We start from the raw sequence: 23,938 nt of genomic DNA on the forward strand, positions 1-23,938 counted from the left end.
AAAGGAGAGTGTAAAATGAAAAAACACACACAAAGCTTGAAAAATTTGAGCTCTAAAAATCTAGCTTTAAAAGTCTCAAATGGACTTTTGGCACTTGTGCTAAGTGTAGGAGTTTCTGGCGTTTTTAGCAGTGCTTGGAGTGCTTCAAGCAGAAAAAGTAGTGCTAGCAATAGCTACAAAAGCCTACAAAGCAACCAAAGCAGATTTACCAAAAACTTCGCGAGTGGCTCAATCGTCTCTGGCTCTAGGGCAAATGCTAGCAATTCCGAACGGCGTTGGTATATATTTAACGAAGGCGCAGTAGGTGGCTCATACACTATGCTTGGCAAGGCAAATTATTGGGCGGTGGATTTGGGATATAATGTCTATATCCGCACGATTGAAAGCGCGGTGGGTGGGATAAACTTCCTAGCAGGTGCTGGGGTAAATTTCCCTATCTATCTAAAAGCTGGCGGGAAATCAAATATTTTGAGCGACCATAGAGGATTCCAAACAAAAGACTATGACGGAATCGTGGGCTGGGGAAGTGAAATCCCTGTAATGCTAGGGATAGAAAAAAGTGGATTTTATCTCACAGGACTTGTGGGCTATGGCTGGTTGTTTATGACTGATATTTACCCCACTACAAATCAAAGTGGAAATGGAGCGTTTCCTAGAGTGGAAACAAGCTATGATGGAATCATCTATGGAGCTGGGATTGGCTACAAAGTAAGCAATGTGATAAACATAGGATTTCGCTACTTGCACGGCGATATGACAAACCGCAAAGATGAGACAAAGCCTGATACTGCTGCGGGTAGCAACAATATAAATGGCTCTAATATCATCACTCAAACGCGAGGGCGAGATATTTATGACATTGCCTATGATAAATTCCAACTCTTTTTGGCGTTTATTTTTTAGAAAATTAGGCTAGCAAAATCAAGTTTAGCAAAATCAAAATAGGAGGCTTAGATGAGAAAAATAGCATTGGTAGCTTTGTGTGCTTGCTTTGCGGGGCTTACACATTTGTGCAGTGGGGCTGATTTCCAAGTGCTTGATGAGAGATACACACAAGCAGAAAATCAATACAAAATAGCTCTAAGCAAAATAGAATCTGTGCTAGAAAAAACCAAAGCCACAAAATCAAGGGCTGATGAAGCAAAAAGCAAAGCCATAGTAGCTGCAAAAAAAGCCATAGCTAAAAACAAAGAAGCAAACCAAAAAGCCGACACAGAGGTAAGCACAAGCGAAAATGCAAAGGCAAAAGAGGGCGAGTATATGGCTGCGACTTTTAAGGTAATGGAGATAAGCGATGATGCAAAAAGTGCCGCGAGCAAGGCAAGCGCAGAGCTAAATAAAGCAAAATCCATAAAAAGCAAAGTCGATAATGCGCGAAGCAGGGTAAAACCTGCTACAAATCCTGCGGAAAATGCTTCAAATGGTAGCGAGGGTATCAATACCGTTGCGCTAAGTAAGTTTGAAACAGCGGTAAAAGAATACGAAGTAGTCGTAAAAAGTGCGCTAGAAAAGGTAAGTGTTTTTGAAAATCTAGTAAATGACTACGAAATAGCAGTCAAAGAGTATGAGGAAGTAGCAAAGCAATACGAAGAAGCTGTGCAAAAGTAGCAAACTAGCGCGGTTTAACCCGCGCTAGAATCGCGCTAGTTTTTGTTGAAATACATTTTTGCAATATGTTTTTTTCAAAAACGATAGAAAATTCTCCAAAAAATCTTAGAAAATGCCGAAATCTTAGAGCTAAAACTTACAAAATAAAAACACCAAAATCTAAAAATCGCACAAAAACAAAAATCATCTAAAAAGTTTCTCTAGTTGCTCTAATGCTTCATCAAAACTTATGACTTCTTTTTCTGCTTGCTTTAGAAATGCCTCCATAGCGGGCTTTAAATCAAGCGCATAGTCTAGCTCGGGGTCGCTACCTCGCTGATATGAGCCTATGCGGATAAGCACTTCGTTTTCGCGCAAAAGTGAGTAATAACGGCGAAATTTTTGGATTAGCTCTTTTTGAGAATCGCTTATGATGTCATTGCTTACGCGCGAAGCAGATGATAGGATATTGATTGGCGGATACACACCCAAATCGCTTAGCCCTCTATCTAGCACGATATGCCCATCTAGGATACTTCTAGCTTGGTCTGCGATTGGGTCGCTTAAGTCATCACCCTCCACAAGGACAGTAAAAAACGCGCTTATTGAGCCTTTGCCCTCCTCTTTGCCTGCCCTCTCCATAAGCTGTGGCATAAGTGTGAGCACACTTGGTGGATAGCCCTTGCTTGTGGGTGGCTCGCCTAGTGCTAGCCCTATCTCTCGCTGTGCCATAGCAAATCTCGTGATAGAATCCATAATAAAAAGCACATCTCTGCCTTGTGATTTGAAGTATTCTGCCACTGCCATAGCCGAAAACGCGCCGTATTTGCGCATAAGCGGAGAATCATCGCTTGTAGCTACGATAAGCACGGTATTTTCCAAACTCCCCCCCAAAGACTTGTGGATAAATTCTGGCACTTCCCTACCCCGCTCGCCGATAAGTGCTATGACTTTGATTGGAGCATTGCACCCGCGCACTATCATTCCCATAAGTGTGGATTTGCCTACCCCAGAGCCTGCAAAAATCCCTAGCTTTTGCCCTTTGCCACAAGTAAGTAGTGAATTTATAGAGCGCACACCCACATCAAACACTTCATCTATGATTCCGCGCTTTAGGGCTTTTATGGGGGGATTTATGATAGGCACAAAAGTAGGATTTTGCAGGGGTGGCTCATCATCAATAGGCTGTCCTAGCGGGTCAAAAGCCCTGCCAAGCATAGAATCTGCCACAGGGAAAGTAAGTCCGTTATTTTGGATAATGACTTTGTCGTGTATGCCAAAATTTTCGACAAATTCAAAAGGATTGAACCCAAAGCCATTCCCCTCACTTATAGTTACGATACCGAGAGATTGGCTATTGTCTTTGTGCAATATTTTGACAATATCGCCCACACTTGGCGTAATCCCACGCGCATAGATAATCGTAGGAGTGATTTTGTGGATAACGCCATATTGTGGGGAGAGATTTGGGCGAGTGGCGAGCTTGTTTTTTAGCAAATCAAGCGACATTGCAATCCTTAAATATTTCTAAAATCTAAAATCGCAAACGCTTATAAAAGCGCAAAGTTTTGCGCAATTTTATAATGTTTTTTGGGATTTTTGGCTAAAATGCTAGACAATTTTGCTCTAAAATCTTAAAGCCATTTAAAGCGCGAAGCAAAAGGCAAAATAGGGCAAGACAAAGCAGTCAAAAAGCATAAATCATAAAGCCAAAGGAAGCATAAATGAACATTGAGACGACAAAGATAAACGCTGCAAACGCCATAGCAAAAGGCAAAATCGCACTCAAAGACTTAGAATCCAAGCTAGAATCTATCGCACAAAAAGCAAGCAAAAATCTAAAAATAGACGGCTTTAGAAAAGGCAAAGTCCCAACCCATATCATCAAATCTCGTTATAAAGATTCTATGCAGCAAGATGCAGAAAGAGAATCTATCCAAGAAATGCTAAAACTCGCCCTAGAAAAGCTGGAGCTAAAAGAGCAAAATCTAATCGGCAATCCCGTAGTAAGCAAGTTTGAAAAAGGCAAAGATGACATTGAAGTAGAGATAAAAATCTCTATCGTGCCTGAATTTGAACTAGGCGATTATGAGTCCAAAATCCCAACTCCCAAAATCCCAACTCCCACAGAGAAGCAAATCAAAGAAAGACTAGAAAACCTCGCTTCAAGCAATGCCCCACTCATAGAATCAACTAGCAAAAGTGTCAAAAACGACTTAGTCGCAAATATTGATTTTGAGGGATTTGTCGATGGCGTTGCTTTTGATGGGGGCAAGGCTGAAGGGTTTGATTTGGCTATCGGCTCTGGGCAGTTCATCGCTGGCTTTGAGGAAGCACTCATAGGCGCAAAAATAGGCGAGCAAAAAGAAATCAGCGTAACATTCCCCGCTACTTATCACACACCAAATCTCGCAGGAAAGCCCGCTACTTTCAAAGTCAAAATAAATGCCCTAAAAGAAAAAGCTAAGCAAGTCATAGATGACGCACTTGCCAAAAAGCTAATGGACAAAGAGGATGCCACACTAAAAGAGCTAGAATCTAGCATAAAAGATGATTTGACAAATGAGCTAAAAACACAGCACTACAATGAAGAGATGAAAAGCAAATTCCTAGAAGCACTAGATTCTAGCTTTGGTTTTGATTTGCCTGAAATAATTGTCGAGCAAGAAATGGATATATTATTTCGCAACGCCCTATCCACTATCTCACAAGATGAGCTAAAAACCTATCAGCAAGATGCCAAAAAAGCAAAAGATAAGCGCGAAGAATATCGCCAAGAAGCCCAAAGCAATGTCAAGGTTACTTTTATCATTGATGCGATTGCCAAAGCGCAAAATATCACAATCGATGATAGGGAAGTGATGAATGCGATTTATTATGAAGCACTCATAAGCGGGCAAAATCCAAAAGAAGTGCTAGAGTATTACCAAAAAAATAACCTACTCCCTGCTATAAAAATGTCGCTTATAGAAAATCGTGTGCTGCATACACTACTAGATAAAAAGGCCGGACTAAGCAAAAATGCAGAATCCGCCACAAAAGAAAACGGTAAAAAAGCAGAGTCTAAAGATTCTAAGGCTAAAAATGCGGAATCTAAAGCCGATTCTACTTCTAGCGGAAAATCCAAAAGCACTGCTAGCAAACATACCAAATCTACAAAAGCATAAAGGCTAGAAATGAACTATATCCCTTATGTCATCGAAAAAACAGGGCGAGGCGAACGAAGCTATGATATTTACTCGCGCTTGCTAAAAGACAGAGTGATTTTGCTAAGTGGCGAGATAAATGATATGGTTGCTAGCTCTATTGTCGCGCAGCTACTTTTCCTAGAAGCAGAAGACCCCGAAAAGGACATAAATCTCTATATAAATTCCCCCGGTGGTGTCATCACAAGTGCGTTTAGTATCTATGACACGATGAACTATATCCGCCCTAGCGTTTGCACGATTTGTATCGGGCAGGCAGCGAGTGCGGGGGCGTTTTTGCTAAGCTGTGGGGAGAAAGGCAAGCGATTTTCTTTGCCAAATTCTCGCATTATGATTCATCAGCCTCTAGGTGGCGCACAAGGGCAAGCTAGCGATATAGAAATCCAAGCAAAAGAGATTTTGCGACTAAAAGCAAAGCTAAATGAGATAATGGCTGGCACGACAGGACAAAGTCTCAAAAAAATCGCCCAAGACACCGAAAGGGACTTTTTTATGAGTGCAAAAGAAGCCAAAGAATACGGCTTGATAGATAAGATTTTGGAGCGAAGCGCGAAGTAGCCAAACCACAAAAGCCAAAAAAGCAAAATCAAAGCGAAAGTAAATCAAGCCAAAAGCAAGTCAAAAATAAAATCAAGTGAAAAAAATAGAGCAAAAACTACAAGATTACACAAAATCCCAAAATCAAATCCCACAACAAGGTAGGCACAAATGGCAAAAGAAGATAAAGCAAGTATCTCAGATAATCCATTTCTCTCTGGCGTAAATCCTACCGTGCCTAGAGGTGGCGAGGAGGGCGATATAGCCCCGGGCGATGGGGAGGATTTTTTAAGTGTGGTTAGCAGACTTTCAGAAACAGCAGTCCAAACCATACAGCAAGAGTCCCTACCCTGCCTACCCTCAAACTATCGCTTGTATTTTGAGAAATTTTTAGAAAAAGAATCCCCCACGACAAAGCAAAAAATCCGCACGATTATGCGACTTCAATCAGACCTAGAAAATCGCGCACTTATCTTTGAAAAGTCAGTGGGAGAAAGCCTGCGCGTGATAAAGCAAGTGCTAAATTGTATGTCCGTGGTGTATCAAAACTTCCTAATCGCACAAAATGTAGTAAGGCAATATAGCCAAGATATGGAGCAAGCAGACAACAAACTTACCCTAAGAAATGTTATGGATTTTTTTGTGCGGGATATGAATAAAGTAACCACCATTACTTCAAAGCAGCTAGACCAAATCCGCGACTTGTATGTAAAGACTGACAAAAATCTAAAGCAAATTAGCCAAAATTCTGTCTATGATTTAAATCTAGATGTCTATAATCGCAATTTTTTCAACGCCGCCTTGCAAAAAGAACAGCAACTCTGCCAAGAATTTAACCACCCATCAATCTTAGTGTATTCCTCGCTTTCTAATGAGCTATCGCGAAATGTCGGGCAGGATTCGCCTGTGTTTATGATTTTGCTAAAGACTTTGGCAAAGTTTTTGCAAAAGCACGTTCCTACGAGTGATTTTATCGGCTACATAGGCGAGGGGATTTTTGGGATTTTGCTAAAATATTCTGACATTAGAGAAGCCCAAGAAATCTGTGTCGCCCTCTATCAAGCCGCGCAAATCACTGATGTGTTTGTGGGGGATTTGAACTTGCAGCTAGACATCTCCACAAGTATCGCAAAGATAATGCCTGAACGGTCCATAGAAGAAACCCAAAGTGCTTGCCTCTCAACTCTCAAAGTCGCCCTAGAAGAAAAACAGCACTGCAAAATCTACCAGCAAGATGACGAAAATGCCGATATTGACGATATTGAAGCACCCAAACTCTAAGCTAAAAACAAAATCAAACCTCGTGCGTGAGTTTGATGAGAATCTACACAGGCTTTTAGATGATATGTATGAGACGATGATAGAGCGTGGAGGCATCGGGCTAGCAGCGATTCAGGTGGGGGAGCCTATCCGTGCGCTAGTGATAAATATCCCGCGTGAGGTGGAGGGCGCACAGCCAGAGCTGCAAGAAGATGGTAGCTATGCTGTGCCGACAGAGCAGCGCAAAGAAGACTTGCTAGAAATCATAAATCCCGTGTTTTTAAAAAAAGAGGGGCAGACTTTGTATAAAGAGGGGTGCTTATCAGTGCCGGGATTTTTTGAGGATGTTGAGCGGTTTGAGAGCGTGAGCGTGGCATATCAAGATAGATTTGGCAAGGAGCATATACTGCAGGCAAATGACACACTTGCTATCTGTCTGCAGCACGAGATAGACCACCTAGATGGAATCCTATTTGTCGATAAACTACCAATCTTGCGTAGGAAAAAATTTGAAAAAGAGCTAAAGCGATTACAAAAAGAACAAAAAGGGAAATCCTAAAAATTTAAATACTTTTAATCATTGCAAAAACTACCTTTCTTAAACGCAAATAAAATATCCAAAAACTTACATTTTGTCATACCTAAGAGCTTTTAAGCCCGAAGTATTCAAAAAAATTTACACATTTATGGTTACATTTTGGATATTTTGAGCTTAAAGGACATCAATATGACAAATAATGATTTGAGGTTTTTAAAGTCGCGCAAATGGATTTAATCAAAATTCATTATAATATCAAAGATAAATGCAAATGTAAAATCACAAAACAAACCCAGTGCACGACAAAATAAACGCGACAAGGCAAAAACACGACAAACCACAAATGCGACGAAGCAATCGCAAAAGTCGCAAAAACAAACACAACAAAAAGGATAAAACAATGCGAAGTGATGTTATTAAAAAAGGCTACCTAAAAGCCCCGAATCGCTCATTATTACGGGCTTGTGGGTTAAGTGAAGAGGATTTTAGCAAACCCTTTATCGGCGTGGCAAATAGCTACATAGACATAATTCCCGGGCATTTTTACCTAAACGAATACGCCCAAATCATCAAGGACGAAATCCGCAAAAATGGCTGTGTGCCCTTTGAATTTAACACCATAGGCGTTGATGATGGCATAGCTATGGGGCATAATGGTATGCTCTACTCCCTGCCTAGCCGTGAAATCATCGCTAATTCGGTGGAATCTGTGATGAATGCCCACCAGCTTGACGCGCTTATCTGCATACCAAACTGCGATAAAATCACGCCCGGAATGCTTATGGGTGCGCTGCGCGTGAATGTGCCAACGATTTTTGTAAGTGGCGGTCCTATGCGTGCGGGGTTTAGTGAGAAAGGCGAGAAGCTTACCTTAAATAGCGTGTTTGAAGCGGTGGGCGCGTATGAAGTCAAAAAAATAGATGAGGCAGAACTCAAAGACATAGAGTGCAAAGCCTGTCCTAGCGGTGGTTCTTGCTCGGGGCTATTTACGGCAAACTCGATGAACTCGCTTTGCGAAGCACTAGGAATAGCCCTAAGTGGCAATGGCACGGCACTAGCGCAAAGCAAAGAGCGCGAGGAACTACTGCGCCAAGCCGCAAGGCGAATCTGTGAAATTGCCCTGCAATCGCTTGAAGATTCTAGAATCGAGGAACGCTACAAAATCCGCAATATCATCAATAAATCCGCGATTCGCAATGCAATGGTGGTGGATATGGCTATGGGCGGGAGCTCAAATACGATTTTGCATATCCTAGCGATTTCGCGCGAGGCAGGTGCGCCACTAGATATAAGAGAGCTAAATGACATTAGCAAAAAAATCGCTCATATCGCAAAAGTCGCGCCGAGTTTGCCCGAAGTGGCTATGGAAGATGTCGGCAACGCAGGGGGCATAAACGCGCTTATCAAAGAAATCTCGCGCAGGGATAACGGACTGCTTGACTTAGACGCGCTCACTATCACGGGCGAGAGCTTGGGTGAGCGCGTGAGGGACGCGATAATCAAAGATGAGAGTGTAATCCACAAGGTAGAAAACGCCTACTCGCAGGTGGGCGGACTAGCGATACTCTTTGGCAATCTCGCAGAACAAGGCTGCGTGATAAAGACAGCGGGAATCACAGGAGAGCGCAAGTTTAGCGGGAAAGCTGTGTGCTTTAATAGCCAAGATGAAGCGATAAAGGGCATCATAAAGGGCAAAGTGCAAAAAGGCGATGTGTGCGTGATACGCTATGAGGGACCAAAGGGGGGTCCCGGAATGCAAGAAATGCTAAGCCCCACAAGCCTCATAATGGGAATGGGGCTAGGCGCAGATGTCGCGCTCATCACAGATGGGCGGTTTAGCGGGGCTACAAGGGGACTAAGCATAGGGCATATCAGCCCCGAAGCCGCAGAGGGCGGACTAATCGGGCTACTAAAAGACGGCGACATAATCGACATAGATGTGGATAGCTACGCCATAAATGTGCGACTAAGCGAAGCGGAAATCGCCAAGCGCAGGGCGGAATTTAAGCCTATTGATAAACCACTACACTCGCGGTGGCTCGCACAATATCAAAAGCTAGTGAGTAATGCAAGTAATGGTGCAGTGCTTGACTTGGGATTTTTTAGATTTTAGCTATGTTTAAGTCCGCTTTTAAGTTGCTTTATCGCCCATACATAGTGGCTACAACTTGCCGAAATCACATAAGAGCCTAAATTTGTCGCACCCGTAAAAGCAAAATGCTTTTTGTCAAAAAGCTCGTTGTCGCTGAACTTTTGAGCTAGAGCTAAAATGCTTTGATGACTTGATTTGAGTAAATATAGTGCGCTCTCAAAGTTTGTGCTTTGGTGCTTTTGCCAAATCTCTACATTGAGTTTTGGATAGGTGCGCCAATTATAAGGGTGTGGTAAAAAGGGCGAAATCTCAGCCTTTGGAGTGAATTTGCCACCCTTAAAGTCTAAATTATTGCTAATAAAATTTTGGAGCATAACTTGCCATTCATAAAGGTGGATAAGCACATCTTTAGCGTTTTTATCGCGAGAATTGCTCGGCAAGGGGCTTTTAAAATCATCTTGCAAAATGTTTTTTGGCGTCTCATTGATAATCTTACAAAGTTTGCTAAACTCGGCATTTATGTCTTTTATCAATTCATCTTTATTTCGTGGGCGTGGCATAGCGTGTCCTTTTTAGATTCTGTGATTTTCTATACACTTGGCGATTATATTGCAATTTGAATTGTTTTGCAAATAATGGCACAATATTAAAATTATTTTAACACGAATGAGGCTTAGCAATGACATTACAGCTAGAGCGACTAGATTCCCTCATATCCCCTGCGACAAGGCAAAATTGGCGCAAACTTGGAATCTTGCAAAATCAGAATCTAGATTCAAGATTGTCAAATCTAGCAAATCTAAAAAACCCACAAAACCACACGCAAATCACAAAACCCAAGCTCACAACTCGGGCAAATAAAAAACTCTCTTGCAAAAATATTATCCCTACGGAGTATTTTTGCAATGCCAAAAATATCGCGCTTATAGAGCGCATTGTGAGATTCATTATCCAAAAAAACTACTCCACCAAAAACGCCATATATTCCCTTGCGCTAAATCTGCTAAAAGCGAAAAATCTCTTGCGTAAAGCCCATATACAAGCGGTGCTAGACACATACAAAGATTTTGCGCTCGATTGTGTGCAGGATTTTCAAAGCGGATTTGAGTGCTATGATGATTTACTAGATTTTTCCCTGCCTTGCGATGAAGTGGATTTGCTTGGGCTTATTTATCAGTGCCTTTTGCTTGAGGGGGAGAAAAATATCTCTGGTGCTTACTACACGCCACACGCTATCACAAGAGAAATGACAAAGGGGCTAGATTTTGGCAATGGAGAGATTTTTTTAGACCCTGCGTGTGGGAGTGGGGCATTTATGCTTAGCTTGGAAAATGCTATGCCAAATCAAATTTTTGGCATTGATAATAATCCGCTAGCCGTGTTTATCGCAAAAATAAATATGCTTGTAAAATTTAGCGATATGGATTTTATCCCGCAGATTTATTGCGCGGATTTTTTGGACTTTGAGGAGAATCTGTGTAGCGATAAAGGCGTGAGTGAATGTCTAAATAAGAGTTTTGATTATATCTGCACAAATCCGCCGTGGGGGATTTATCGCGCAAAAAATTATCGTGCTAAAATCTATGAGAGCAAAACTTACCAAAAAAATCAAAATGGCAAAAAAGTGCAATCCAAAAATACAAACCCCACGCAAAGCATTATCACTTCAGGCGAGCGATTTTCGCTATTTTTTGTCAAATCTTATGCCAAGCTAAAGCCAAATGGTGTTATGAATTTTTTGCTTCCAAATGCTATGCTAAATGTTAAAGCACATAGGGATTTGCGAGAGTTTATCTTGCATAATGGCGCGTTAGAGCAAATCAAGCATTATGCAAATGTCTTTAGTGGCGTTAGCACGGAGTTTGTAAGCATAACGCATAAAAAATCTATTCAATCTAGAGCGGATAAAGTCTCTCAACCAAACCCAAAATCTCAAAAATGCAAAATCATAAAAAATAATGATGAGTTTGTAACGCCACTATCAGCATTTTTGCAAAGCCAAAATCATAACTTTAGCGCGCTTTCAGGCAAAGATTTAGAGATTATAAAAAAGGCAAAAAGCATTGGCAAATATGATTTGAATCAAAGCATTTGGGCGTTAGGAATCGTTACGGGGGATAACAAAAATGCCTTGCATAAAGAGCGGATTCAAGGAAGTGAGAAAATCTACACGGGCAAAGAGATTGCACCATATCATCTAAAGCAAGCGCGGAATTTTATTCTTTATGATAGGGCGAAATTTCAGCAGGTGGCAAAAGATGAGTATTATCGTGCGAGCGAAAAACTTGTGTATAAATTTATATCAAGCAAACTTGTGTTTGCCTATGATGAAAGCGGGGCGTTGTTTTTAAATAGCGCAAATATCCTAATCCCCAAAATACCCAATATGTCAATCAAAGCCGCGCTAGGCTTTTTAAATTCTGAACTTTTTGCATATTTGCATAGCGTGCTATTTGGCGAAATCAAAGTGCTAAAGGGCAATCTAGCGCAGTTGCCATTCCCCAAAATCACAAGCAAACAAGATAGCGAGATTTGCGCGTTGGTTAGTAAAATAATTAGCGCAGATAGCGCGAGTGAAGCGATATTGCAAGATAAAATCTATGAGATGTATCAAATCAGCAGCGATGAGCAAAACCACATAAAAAAGGTGCTAAGTGGAAAAGCTAATTAGAGAAATAAATCAAAAAATATATACTTTCAATATATTAAACTCAAATCGAATTGAGCCAATAGATGGGCACAAAATATATCTTTATGGAATTATAAACATACTAGCACATCTTGAAAGTAACTATGTGCTTACTAGACAAGAATGTATTAGTTTTTGTTCTGAATACCTATATTTGTATCCATATACAATTACTGCGCCAAGAAATTATGGCGAACAGTATGCACAAAATCGCTTGAAAGAATTTATACCAGAACTTCAAGTGCCAACAAAAGTGCTCGACCCAAACTATTCTGGACAATATGATTTTTGGCTTGATGGAATTAGGATTGAAGTGAAATCTTCTCGTGCTGTGTCGCGCAATGTAAAAGGACCACTTATTACAAGAGCATTGCAAAATAATGCAAATTTAGCCTTTGATATGAATTTCCAACAGATTAAACCTGATTGTTGTGATGTTTTTGTGTTTATCGCAGAATTTATGAATGAAACAAAATTTTTTGTGCTTTCAAGTGATGAAGTGGCGCACAACAAATACTACTCCATAGGACAGCATAGAGGCAATGTAGGCGAGGGACAGCTATGGCTAAAAGAGAGTAATATCGCGGAGTTTGAATGCTATGAAGTGAGTGTGAGAGAGATTTTGGATAGGATTAGGCAAAAGGGGAGGAAGTAGGCAAATGGAGCACAAAATTATCCTAAAAAACCAAGATAAAACAAAAGACATAGAAAGCTATGAACTTGTAAATGGAAATTTGCAAGTGAAGTTTAAAAATCAAGGCAAAATCTACTCTTATACCAAAGAAAATTTTAGGCTTTTAGAGATTGAGAGATTATCGCTAGGTGCGCAAAATACGCTAGAGTATTTTAGGCAAATCGCCTTGAAAGTGGGGCTAAAGAGCGATGATGGAGAAAAATCTCTACTAAGCAATGAGTATGAAAAAATCCCTAGCTCCAAGCTAGAATGCACGAATGGCGAATCACAAAACGCGCTTTTTACCTACCTAGATACAAACTCCAAAATCGCTGCACTTCACAATGATAAGCCATTGCTCTTCCCCTTTGGCTCAAATCTCTCTCAATTTGAAGCGGTAAAAAACGCACTCACAAGTCAAATAAGCATTATTGAGGGACCACCGGGCACGGGCAAAACTCAAACTATCCTAAATATCATCGCAAATCTTTTATACCGCGATAGAGTCATAGCTGTGGTGTCAAACAACAACTCCGCAATCCAAAATGTGCTTGAAAAACTTGCAAGTTTTGAGCTAGCAAATACCCATTTGGATTGTATCTGTGCGCTACTTGGCAAAAAGGAAAATAAAGAAAATTTTATAGCAAATCAACCCACAAAAGAGCTAGAAAAATTGCACCAAACAACGCTAGATTACGCTAATTCAAACGATAAATCACACATAGATGTGCTTAACCAAAATTTGCAACAATTTTTTATCCTCCAAAATTCTATCGCGCAAGATAACGCGCTTTTATCAAAGCTAGAAATGGAATTTGCACATTTTAAAAAGCAAGAGAAAATAAGCATTTTGCCAAAGGTAAAAAATCTCTCAAAGCTAAATACACAAGCACTTTTGTATGACAAAACACAGATTTTAGAATCTAGAAAAATTAGTTTTTGGCTTAAGCTAAAACTTATTTTCTTTCGTGGGATTGGGGATTTTAGGTTTTATAAAAACGCGCTTTTTGAGATTATCAAAGGTTTTGAGTATGTGTATTATGAGTGCGCTATTTCACAACTAAAAGATAAAATCCACAATGATAAAAAATCGCTAGATACCTTGCAAAAGCAAGACATTCTTACCACGCTAAAAACTCTCTCTAAAAAAGAGTTAGAATCCCACTTGGTAGAGAGATATAGCAATCTTAAAATTGCAGAATTTAGCCAAAATGATTTATTTGCAAAATATAACGATTTTATCACACAATATCCTGTGATTTTTAGCACTACGCATTCTATTTCAAACGCGCTAAATCCAAAGCTAGAGTTTGATTATCTCATCTGCGATGAGGCTTCGCAAGTAGATTTAGCCACAGGTGCGCTCGCTCTCTCAATGGCAAAAAATATCATCATCGTAGGCGACACAAAGCAGCTACCAAATGTCATCACAGAAGCGATAAAGCCACAAATACAAGCCCTAAACACGCATTACAAAATCTCGCCTTGCTATGATTATTTGGCGCATTGCTTTTTGTCATCTATTTGTGCGAGGTTTGATAATGTGCCTAAAGTCTTGCTAAGGGAGCATTATCGTTGCCACCCCAAAATTATCGAATTTTGCAATCAAAAATTTTATGATAATAAGCTCATCATTTTAAGTGAAGATTCAAGAAATAGCACTCAAATGGAGGCTATTTATCTGCAATTTACTTCACAAGGTAATCACGCAAGAGGGAGGCACAATCAACGCGAAATCGATGAGATTTTAAGCCTTTTGCCAAGTGTGCAAAAGCACATTAGCGATGAGCAAATAGGAATCATCACGCCATATAATGAACAAAAGCAAGCCTTGCAAAACGCGCTAGGAGATAGCAAAATCCAAGTAGATACTGTGCATAAATTTCAAGGGCGCGAAAAAGATGCAATCATCATTAGCGTGGTAAATAACGAAATAAGCGATTTTGTAGATAATCCACAAATACTTAATGTCGCAATCACTCGGGCAAAAAAGCACCTAATCCTTGTGGTGTCGCCAAACTTTGAGCGCACAAATAGCCACATTGGCGATTTAATCAAATATATCCAATACAACAACTTCGCAATCAAGCAAGGTAGCGTAAAATCCATATTTGACTTGCTCTATAAGCAAAACTACGAAGCAAGGCAAAAATATCTCAAAAACAAACGCAAGATTTCGGTATATGATTCTGAAAATATCGCCTTTGTTTTTCTCACTGATATGTTGCAAAAGTATGGCTTTGCTAATCTCTCCCTTGCGTGTCATATCCCGCTTTTACGCGTTATTGGCGATATGAGTAGGCTAGATGAGAGAGAGCGTAAATACGCGCAAAATCCGCGAACGCATATTGACTTTGTCGTGTATCACAAAATGGATAAAAAGCCGCGTTTGACAATCGAAATTGACGGCTATGCGTTTCATAATGCTAAAAACGCGCAATCAAAGCGCGATGAGCTAAAAAACGCGATTTTGGCAAAATATGATTTCACACTTTTGCGACTAAGCACGATAGGCAGTGGCGAGGAGGAGCGCGTCATAAACGCACTTCATAACTGCATAAAAACAAGTAGTGATGAAATGTAAAATCTCCTAAGCAATGAGTAAAAATCTAGCTCTAAGCTAGAATACGCTAATGGCAAATCTAGCAAATCCAAAAAAATCTAAAAAAAAACCACACACAAATCACAACTCACAACGCGGTGCTAGACACACAAAAATGGTAATTTTACGCGGAATTTTGCACATAGATTTGAATGTTATGAAGTGGGTGTAAGGGAGATTTTGATAGAATTAGACAGGAATGGGGAAGTAAGCCAAATGGAACAAAAATGAAGTTTATTGATACCTTACTTACGCTCTTTGGCTATATCCGCAAAAGAGCCATTTTGCGCAAACGCATAGCACAGTTAGAAAAGCAACTCAAAGTTTTTGACACCATAAGCATTAGCAAGGATACTCACGCGCTTGCAAATGGTTTAGCCAAATACGGCAAAGCTACCCAAACAGTAGATGACTTTAACCATATTATGTTGCTTATAAAATCTCATAATGACATTATCACCCAGCTAAAACAAAAGCTAGATGAAGCCCTAGCAAAGCATAGCGCCAAATATATTTTGGCAAATATTGATAAATACAGCTTTGAGGCTATCCACTCTCTTAATGAAATCGCCCTGCAAGCGAGTAAATACACCCTGCCACATTCGCTAAAGCAAAGAGATGATTACTTGCGGTATATGCGTGATATAGGCGAAATCTTTGATAATTACGCGACTATTATCAAACAATATAGCCTCATTGCAGATTTTCAAAGCCTTAGTGCGGATTTCAAAGATGAGTTTATAGATGGCAAAACTGCCTTAAAGATGCTTAGCCTTACAGATAGCATACAAGCACTTGGTAAGAGTTTCTACCCTACACCTAAGTGCGATGACGCACTAATAGAACGACATAATGAGGAATTTATTGCAAGGCACAGCAATGACATTATTTTTGATACCATTAACGGAAAATCTTTGGACGCACAGCAAAGAAGAGCAGTGCTTAGCGATAGTGGCTCGATTTTGACGATAGCTGGGGCTGGAGCGGGAAAGACACTTACGATTTGCGGTAAGGTAAAATGGCTACTTAGCAGAGGCAAGGCAAACGCAGATGAAATTTTGCTTTTATCATATTCTAAGGCTTCGGCTAATGATTTGCAAGAAAAGGCGCATTTGATAGAGTCAAACTTAAAAGTAAAAACTTTTCATTCATTGGGCTTAGAAATCATTAGACAAAACACTTCCACAAAGCCACTCATAGAGGAACAAGACATATCTTTTTATATAAAAAAGATTTTTGAAGAATTTAAAAATGAGGAGATTGTTTGGGATATTTTTCGCTTTTGCACACTTTATCCGCTTGCAAGTAGTGATGAAACCTACCAAACGCTAGGCGAAAAATTTGCCTTTTTAAAACAAGCAAATTTTCGCACGCTAAAAGATATACTCTCACAATCCTCTCAAAAAGGACGGCTAAAAACTTTGAAAAAAGAATGTGTAAAAAGCCAACAAGAACTCATTATCGCAAATTTTCTTTTTATCAACGGCATAAATTATGAATATGAAAAGCCCTATAAAATCAACACTTCAACTCCACAAAAACGCCAATACAAGCCTGATTTTTATCTTAGCGATTATGATATATATTTGGAGCATTATGGCGTTGATAAAAACGGCGACACTCCACAATACCCACCAAAAGACGCACTAAAATACAAAGAAGCAATGGCTTGGAAAAGACAAACACATAAAGAAAACAACACCATTTGCATAGAGACTTATTCGTATCAATTTAGCGAGGGCGATATTTTTACCTCCCTAAAACAACAGCTAAAAGATAATGGCGTAACCCTCAATCCACTTTCAATGAAAGAGATTTCAAACTATCTAAATGATATTTACAAAAGCTATAATTTACAATCCTTTTTCAACCTTATGGCAAGTTTTTTAAATCTTTACAAAGCTCGCTATCCCGATGCTACAACCTTTGAAATACTTAAATCTCAACACAAAAACGAAAATTATGATGACAAAAGAACGCTACTTTTTTTGAAAATTTGTGAGTATTTTTATGGGGTTTATTATGAACATTTGCGAAGTGAGGGGAAAATTGACTTTGATGATATGATAATGCAAGCGATTAAAAAGATTCCGCATTTGGCAAACTATCGCTACAAATATATCATCGTAGATGAATTTCAAGATATTTCGCAAAGCAGGGCGCGATTTTTGCAGGCGTTGATAAAAAATGGAGATTCTAAGTTGTTTGCTGTGGGTGATGATTGGCAGGCGATTTATCGCTTTGCAGGGTGTGATATAAATATATTTTTGGAATTTAAAAATTATTTTAGCGATGCAAGGTTTTGTTATATTACTTCTACGCATAGAAATTCACAAGAATTACAAGATATTGTAGAGCCTTTTATTAGCGCAAATAAGCAGCAAATCAGCAAACATATAAACTCACAAAAACATCAAGAAAATCCTGTGAGAATTTTTTATCATAATGGCGACATAGAATCTTCCTTTCGCAAGGCTTGTGAGGAAATCGCCACTCTAAACAAAACTGCCAAAGTGCTTATTTTGGGCAGAAATAACAAAGATGAGGAAAAAATCGCACGCATTTTGTTTTTTATCAAGCGCAATAGCCAACTCACATTTGAGTATAAAACCGTGCATAAATCAAAAGGTTTGGAAGCTGAATTTGTGATTTTAATCAACGCAGATGGCGGAGCAAATGGCTTTCCTAACACCATAGAGGACGATAGGCTTTTAGAATTAGTTTTGGGAGCGAAAAACGAATACCCACACGCAGAGGAAAGGCGTTTGTTTTATGTCGCTTTGACACGCACGCGCAATATCGTTTATATTCTTTCAAATCAAGCAAATCCTTCAATTTTTGTCAAAGAAATAGATAGCAGCATAAATTCTACCGATACCACTTCGCTAAAATGCCCTCACTGCAATGGTGAGCTAACGCTAAGAAATGCCGATAAACAAAAGCCTTTTTATGGTTGCAAAAATTTTCCTTACTGCGATTATGTAATTTTTGACATTGCGCAAGTGAAGTGGAATCTAAAATGCCCTGATTGTGGGGATTTTTTGCGTGTTAGAAATGGTAAATACGGCAAGTTTATCGCTTGCAATGCGTATCCACATTGCACTCATACAATGAAATTTAGCGAATATAACGATATAAGTGAAATAGATTAGACTATTGACATTTGCGATTTGCTCACCCATAATCTTAGCCAAATCTTTAATATCAGACACAGCTTGGATAAGCGTATCTACGCCCAAAACTCCCGCTGTGTGTCCTGTGGGCGGCTAACCTGCTATCCGTGCTACCTGCTACCGTGCCACCTGTGGCAAGTATGGCCACTTTTGGCTTTGCTTTCACCATACTCACACTTGCGAAAAATAGCCATTATACAAAGTAAAAGTTTTCTCAATATTAAGTCCTTAAAACTCTAAAGATAAGTCTTGCACTCTACACAATCGCGCATTAAATTTGGCTTAGAAAAAATAAAAACTTAATAAAAATGTTACAAAAATACATATATGTGAGGATTTGCTTCTAAAAATCTATAAAAATTTTTAGGATTTTATGATTTTTAAGTATTGTTTTTAAATCAATTTTGCTTCACTAGATGTTGATAAATGCTTACAAAGCAAAATCAAAGCAAATCCACCAAAGGACAAAAATGCAAAATCACACAAAAATAATAGAGCAAACTTTAGCCCTAGCAGAAAGATTGCAAAACGGCATAGAACAAAACATAAGCGACAATGAGAGAGCATTTCATCAAAAAATGCAAAAACTGCTTGAAAATCCGCGCAATAAAATAATGCTAATCGAGCTACTTGATAGGGCATTTCGCACAAAAGATGCTAGTGTAAGTTTTGAGTTTATCGCTCATACTCTGGCTAAATACGGCATAGCGGATTTTTTCACGCCTTTTGAGAAATTTTTGCTTTTTGCTTTTTTAAATTTTGGCAGATTCGCGCCCAAATTTAGCGTGCCTTTTTTTGTCAAGCATTTGCGCGATGATACAAAATCGCTCGTGTTAGATTCGCGCACATTAAAGGCGCATTCACAAAAAAGGGCACAGGAAAATATCACGCTAAATATCAACCTCATCGGCGAGGAAGTGCTAGGCGAGGCTGAGAGCGCGTATAGAATCGCAAAGTATGAAGAAGCCATAAAAAGCGATTATATCACCTACATTTCCATAAAAATCACTACGATTTTTTCGCAAATCAATATCATTGATTTTGAGTATTCTAAAAATGAGGTGGTAAAAAGGCTTGATTATCTTTATGAAATAGCTTTGAGCGAGCAAAAAAGACAGGGCATACCAAAATTTATCAATTTAGATATGGAGGAATTTAGAGATTTAGAGCTGACAGTTGCGGCGTTTATGGAGAGCATTAGCAAGTTTGATATAAAGGCTGGCATCGTGCTTCAAGCCTATATTCCTGATTCTTTTGAATATCTTAAAAAACTTTTCGCTTTCTCAAAGAAGCGCATTCAAAGCGGAATGCAACCTATCAAAATCCGCTTTGTCAAAGGCGCAAATATGGAGAGTGAGGAAACCATCGCAAGTCAAAAAGGCTGGGCGTTGCCGACTTTTAAGCGCAAAATAGACACAGATAGCAACTATAACAAAATGCTTGATTTTGTCCTTGAAAATGAGAATTTTAAATTCATCAATATCGGCATAGCTAGTCATAATATCTTTGAAATCGCTTATGCTTACACGCGCATAAGTGAGGCGGGCGCGCTTGAATACTTTACCTTTGAAATGTTAGAGGGTATGAGTTTGCAATGTGCGTGCGAGCTTTCAAAGCTACATAATCTCATACTTTATGCGCCCGTGTGTGATGAAGCGCATTTCAACAACGCCATAGCCTATCTTGTGCGCAGGCTTGATGAAAACACGAGCGAGGATAATTTTATGCGACATTTTTTCAATCTAAAAGTGGATTCTAGTGCCTACAATGCGCAAAAAGAGCTATTTTTGGATTCGCTAAAAGGTATAAAATCGCTTGATAACTCCACTCGCAGAATCCAAAATCGCCTAAATGAGCGAGACAAAGGAATCAAAATAAAAGGCTCGTTTTTTAGCAAAAAATTTGACAATGAAAGCGACACGGATTTTATCTTGCCACAAAATAGGGCGTGGGCGCAGGATATAAAAAAGGATTTTGAACATCTAAAAGGGCTTGAAATCTATCCTGTTATGGGAGCGGAGATAAAAGATAAAAGCCTTGTAGCAATGGAAGTATTTGAAAAAATCAAGGGCGAAAAAATAGGAATCGTGCATTTAGCAGGGGAGAGTGAAATAAAAAAGGCTTTGAGTGTAGCAAAACAATCACAATTCCCACAAAAAAGCCACGCTGAAATCTATGAGATTTTGGCAAATGTCGCGCAGAATCTAAGGCAAAGGCGAGGCGAACTCATCGGCATAGCCGCAAGGGAAGTTGGCAAAACATTTGCCGAAGTGGATGCCGAAGTAAGCGAAGCAATAGATTTTGTGGAGTTTTATCCACATTCATTAGACGCGTTAAAATTGCAGAATCCAAACACGAATTTTAAAGCAAAGGGAATCTGCGTAACAATCGCTCCGTGGAATTTTCCCATAGGCATTTCTGCTGGGACGATTGTAGCACCTTTGGCAGCGGGCAATGTAGTGATTTATAAGCCCTCATCGCTATCAACTCTTACAGGATACAAGCTATGTGAGTGCTTTTGGGAAGCTGGGATTCCAAAAGACGCGCTTATATTTTTGCCAAGCAATGGCAGTGATATTAGCAAGTATCTTTTGGGTGATGAAAGCGTGAAATGCGCGATTTTGACAGGGGGAGAGGATACGGCTTATGCAATGCTAAAAGCAAATCCTACGCTTATGCTAAGTGCTGAAACAGGGGGCAAAAACGCAACCATAGTTAGTAAAATGGCAGATAGAGAAGCAGCGATAAAAAATATCATTCACTCCGCCTTTTCAAATTCTGGGCAAAAATGCTCCGCTACTTCCTTGCTCGTGCTAGAAAAGGAAGTCTATGAGGATAAAGAGTTTAAAAAAGCATTGCTTGATGCGACAAAATCGCTAAATGTTGGCTCGCCTTTTGATTTGAAAAATAAAATTAGCGCGTTAGCTGATAAGCCAAATGATAAAATTAAAAAGGCGATAAATGAGCTAGAATCTTATGAAGAGTGGGCTTTGCCACCGAAATTTATCGATAACAACGAATATCTAATGACCCCTTGTATCAAATACGGCACAAAACAGGGGGATTTTACGCACACAACCGAGCTTTTTGCACCGATTTTATCGGTAATGTGCGCTAGGGATTTGCCACACGCTATTGAAATAGTAAATTCCACAGGCTATGGGCTTACGGCTGGATTTGAGAGTTTAGATGAGCGAGAGTGGGAGTATTTTCACACCCACATTGAAGCGGGCAATATCTATATAAATAAGCCCACCACAGGGGCGATTGTATTGCGTCAGCCTTTTGGTGGGATAAAAAAATCTGCCATAGGCTTTGGACGCAAAGTAGGGATTTATAACTATATTACGCAATTTTTGGATATTTCACAAAATAAAGCCGATAGCAATTTAGCGCAAAATCCCATTAGCAAAAACATAGAAGCACTTTTAGCACAAGATAAGTTTAGCCAAAAAGAAGCCCTACAAACCGCGCTTCTAATGGCGCAAAGCTACGCATATCACAAAGCAAATGAGTTTGATTTGGCAAAGGATTATGTCGGTATTCGCGGGGAGGAAAATCTCTTTTCTTATACCAAAATCAAAAATATGGCGTATAGAATCTGCGCAGATGATGAGCTAAGCGATATTTTAGGCGTGATTATCGGGGCAAATACTTTGGGGATTCCACTGCTTGTAAGTAGCGATTTTGCGCTAGACTTTGCGATTTATGATGATTTGGGATTGAAGGCAGATTTTATCAAAGAGAGTGCAAAAGATTTTGCAGATAAAATCCCAGATTTTGAGCGAGTGCGCTATCACGCAAAGGCAGATAAAAATGACATAATCTATAAGAGTGCTTCGGCAAATGCCAAAATCATCATCTCTCCCAAACCGCTCATAAATGGGCGTTTTGAGCTACTCTACTATCACAATGAAAAGTCTTTGAGTATTTCTTATCATCGCTACGGAAATCTAGGTATTCGTGGAATAGAATCTGTAAGAATCTAGCAAGTCGCAGAATCTAATAAAATAAAAGGAGCAAAAGAAATGGAAGTTGTAAAAATCAGCACAGAAATCGCCATAATGTTTATCACATATTCAGCTTTGATGCTCTACATTGGGTTTTATTTTTTTAAGAAAAACAAAAATACGGAGGATTATTTTTTGGGCTCGCGCTCGCTTGGACCTGTGGTATCAGCTCTAAGCGCAGGGGCAAGCGATATGAGTGGGTGGCTACTTATGGGACTGCCTGGGGCATTGTATGTGAGTGGATTTATAGAGAGCTATATCGCCATAGGGCTTACTATCGGGGCTACGCTAAATTGGGCATTTGTCGCAAAGAGACTTAGAATCTACACAAGCGTGGTGGCAAATAGCATAACCATACCTGATTATTTTGAAACGCGCTTTGATGATGATAGGCATATTTTGCGCGTGGTGTGCGCGGTGGTGATTTTGGTGTTTTTCACTTTTTATGTTTCAAGCGGGCTAGTAAGTGGGGCAAAGCTATTTGAGAGCACCTTTGGCTTGCGCTATGAATACGCCCTTACCACAGGTGCGCTAATCATCGTGGCTTACACATTTTTGGGTGGCTATAAAGCGGTGTGCTGGACAGATTTAATTCAAGGGCTACTTATGATGAGTGCGCTTATAGTCGTCCCTGTGGTGATGCTATATCATTTAGGAGGATTTGGCGAGGCGATGAATATCGTGCGAGAAATCAAGCCAAGTGCGCTATCTATGGGTATAACTGAAAGTGTCGGCTGGATAAGTATCATATCCGCACTTGCGTGGGGGCTAGGATATTTTGGGCAGCCTCATATACTCGTGCGATTTATGTCGATTCGTAGCACAAAAGAGATTCCGCTAGCGACAATTATAGGCATTTCGTGGATGGCGATTTCGCTTCTTGGGGCTTGCTTTATCGGTGTTTTAGGCATTGCTTATGTGTATAAATTTGAGCTAAGTTTGAATGACCCTGAAAAGATTTTCATCGTTATGAGCCAACTACTATTTAATCCGTGGATAGCGGGGATTTTACTCTCTGCCATACTAGCTGCCGTTATGAGCACGGCTAGCTCGCAGCTGCTAGTGTCTAGCTCGACTATCGCAGAGGACTTTTATAAGCGCGTATTTCGCAAAGACGCAAGCTCAAAAACGGTTATGAATCTAGGCAGGGCTGGGGTTTTGCTTGTGGCATTCATCGCCTTTGTGATTTCTACGGATAAAAATTCAAGCATTTTAAGCATAGTGGCGTATGCGTGGGCTGGGTTTGGCGCGAGCTTTGGCTCTGTAATGATTTTTTCGCTATTTTGGAGCAAAATGACGCGAAGTGGTGCGATATGCGGAATGATAACGGGTGCGGTGGTTGTCGTGGTGTATAAAAATTTCTTGGCAAGTGCTCTAAATTTCCCCATCTATGAAATCGTGCCGGGATTTATATGTGCAAGTATCGCCATAGTGCTTGTAAGTCTATGTAGCACACCTCGTGCAGGGACAAAGGCGGCATATCAAAAAATGCTAGAGAATTTGAAGTAAAATCTAAAAAGAATTGTAAAAAATAAGCTAGGTTTTTCAAAAATCTTGCGAAATATTTTTAT

The 23,938-nt window shown here is 39.8% G+C and carries 15 protein-coding genes and 1 pseudogene; 13 read left to right on the forward strand and 3 right to left on the reverse strand.

The features are described 5' to 3' along the window. The first annotated feature begins 15 nt into the window (after positions 1–15). Both CQA40_RS02330 and CQA40_RS02335 read left to right on the forward strand, forming a co-directional pair. A complete protein-coding gene (locus CQA40_RS02330; protein ID WP_115519360.1) occupies positions 16–903 on the forward strand; it encodes a hypothetical protein in 888 nt (295 codons plus the stop codon). Positions 904–954: 51 nt separating this feature from the next. After that, the gene (locus CQA40_RS02335) at positions 955–1,608 is read left to right on the forward strand and encodes a hypothetical protein (protein ID WP_115519361.1); all 654 of its coding nucleotides are present in this window, start codon (positions 955–957) and stop codon (positions 1,606–1,608) included. 183 nt (positions 1,609–1,791) lie between these two features. Here CQA40_RS02335 and fliI read toward each other — a convergent pair whose 3' ends face one another. Next, positions 1,792–3,096, reverse strand: coding sequence for a flagellar protein export ATPase FliI (gene fliI, locus CQA40_RS02340; protein WP_115519362.1), 1,305 nt, complete (start codon positions 3,094–3,096; stop codon positions 1,792–1,794). A gap of 215 nt (positions 3,097–3,311) precedes the next feature. Between fliI and tig the strand changes: the two genes are divergently transcribed. From tig to ilvD, 5 genes are all read left to right on the forward strand, one after another. Beyond that, entirely contained in the window at positions 3,312–4,754 is a 1,443-nt protein-coding gene (gene tig, locus CQA40_RS02345; RefSeq protein ID WP_115519363.1) for a trigger factor, read from the forward strand. 9 nt (positions 4,755–4,763) lie between these two features. Next, positions 4,764–5,351, forward strand: coding sequence for an ATP-dependent Clp endopeptidase proteolytic subunit ClpP (clpP, locus tag CQA40_RS02350; RefSeq protein ID WP_023927417.1), 588 nt, complete (start codon positions 4,764–4,766; stop codon positions 5,349–5,351). Positions 5,352–5,501: 150 nt separating this feature from the next. Continuing rightward, positions 5,502–6,611, forward strand: a complete 1,110-nt coding sequence (locus CQA40_RS02355) for a diguanylate cyclase (protein ID WP_023927416.1) — start codon at positions 5,502–5,504, stop codon at positions 6,609–6,611. Continuing rightward, the gene (gene def / locus CQA40_RS02360) at positions 6,574–7,149 is read left to right on the forward strand and encodes a peptide deformylase (protein ID WP_115519364.1); all 576 of its coding nucleotides are present in this window, start codon (positions 6,574–6,576) and stop codon (positions 7,147–7,149) included. Before CQA40_RS02355 ends, def begins: the two co-directional genes overlap by 38 nt. Before the next feature lie 379 nt (positions 7,150–7,528). Beyond that, the gene (gene ilvD, locus CQA40_RS02365) at positions 7,529–9,241 is read left to right on the forward strand and encodes a dihydroxy-acid dehydratase (protein WP_115519386.1); all 1,713 of its coding nucleotides are present in this window, start codon (positions 7,529–7,531) and stop codon (positions 9,239–9,241) included. Here the strand turns inward: ilvD and CQA40_RS02370 are convergent. Then, positions 9,238–9,780: a ClbS/DfsB family four-helix bundle protein gene (locus CQA40_RS02370; RefSeq protein WP_115519365.1), complete on the reverse strand. Its 543-nt coding sequence runs from the start codon at positions 9,778–9,780 to the stop codon at positions 9,238–9,240. The genes ilvD and CQA40_RS02370 overlap by 4 nt on opposite strands. 119 nt (positions 9,781–9,899) lie before the next feature. On the opposite strand from CQA40_RS02370, the gene CQA40_RS02375 reads away from it, so the two are divergent. The 4 genes from CQA40_RS02375 to CQA40_RS02390 all read left to right on the forward strand — a co-directional run bounded on the left by CQA40_RS02375 (position 9,900) and on the right by CQA40_RS02390 (position 18,336). Continuing rightward, entirely contained in the window at positions 9,900–11,891 is a 1,992-nt protein-coding gene (locus CQA40_RS02375; RefSeq protein ID WP_115519366.1) for an N-6 DNA methylase, read from the forward strand. Positions 11,892–12,222: 331 nt separating this feature from the next. Continuing rightward, the gene (locus CQA40_RS10820; protein WP_147290141.1) at positions 12,223–12,564 is read left to right on the forward strand and encodes a hypothetical protein; all 342 of its coding nucleotides are present in this window, start codon (positions 12,223–12,225) and stop codon (positions 12,562–12,564) included. 4 nt (positions 12,565–12,568) lie between these two features. Then, entirely contained in the window at positions 12,569–15,166 is a 2,598-nt protein-coding gene (locus tag CQA40_RS02385) for an AAA domain-containing protein (RefSeq protein WP_115519368.1), read from the forward strand. Between the two features lie 245 nt (positions 15,167–15,411). Further along, a complete protein-coding gene (locus tag CQA40_RS02390; protein WP_115519369.1) occupies positions 15,412–18,336 on the forward strand; it encodes a UvrD-helicase domain-containing protein in 2,925 nt (974 codons plus the stop codon). Here the strand turns inward: CQA40_RS02390 and CQA40_RS10980 are convergent. Next, positions 18,337–18,526 (reverse strand): annotated as a pseudogene (locus tag CQA40_RS10980) (asparaginase domain-containing protein); the annotation flags it as partial. 319 nt (positions 18,527–18,845) lie between these two features. On the opposite strand from CQA40_RS10980, the gene CQA40_RS02395 reads away from it, so the two are divergent. Beyond that, the gene (locus tag CQA40_RS02395) at positions 18,846–22,346 is read left to right on the forward strand and encodes a proline dehydrogenase family protein (RefSeq protein WP_115519387.1); all 3,501 of its coding nucleotides are present in this window, start codon (positions 18,846–18,848) and stop codon (positions 22,344–22,346) included. Between the two features lie 39 nt (positions 22,347–22,385). Continuing rightward, complete coding sequence (gene putP, locus CQA40_RS02400) at positions 22,386–23,876, forward strand: sodium/proline symporter PutP (RefSeq protein WP_115519370.1); 1,491 nt, start codon at positions 22,386–22,388, stop codon at positions 23,874–23,876. Positions 23,877–23,938: the final 62 nt, after the last annotated feature.

The organism is Helicobacter sp. MIT 01-3238 (assembly GCF_003364135.1).
Taxonomy (GTDB): Bacteria; Campylobacterota; Campylobacteria; order Campylobacterales; family Helicobacteraceae; genus Helicobacter_B.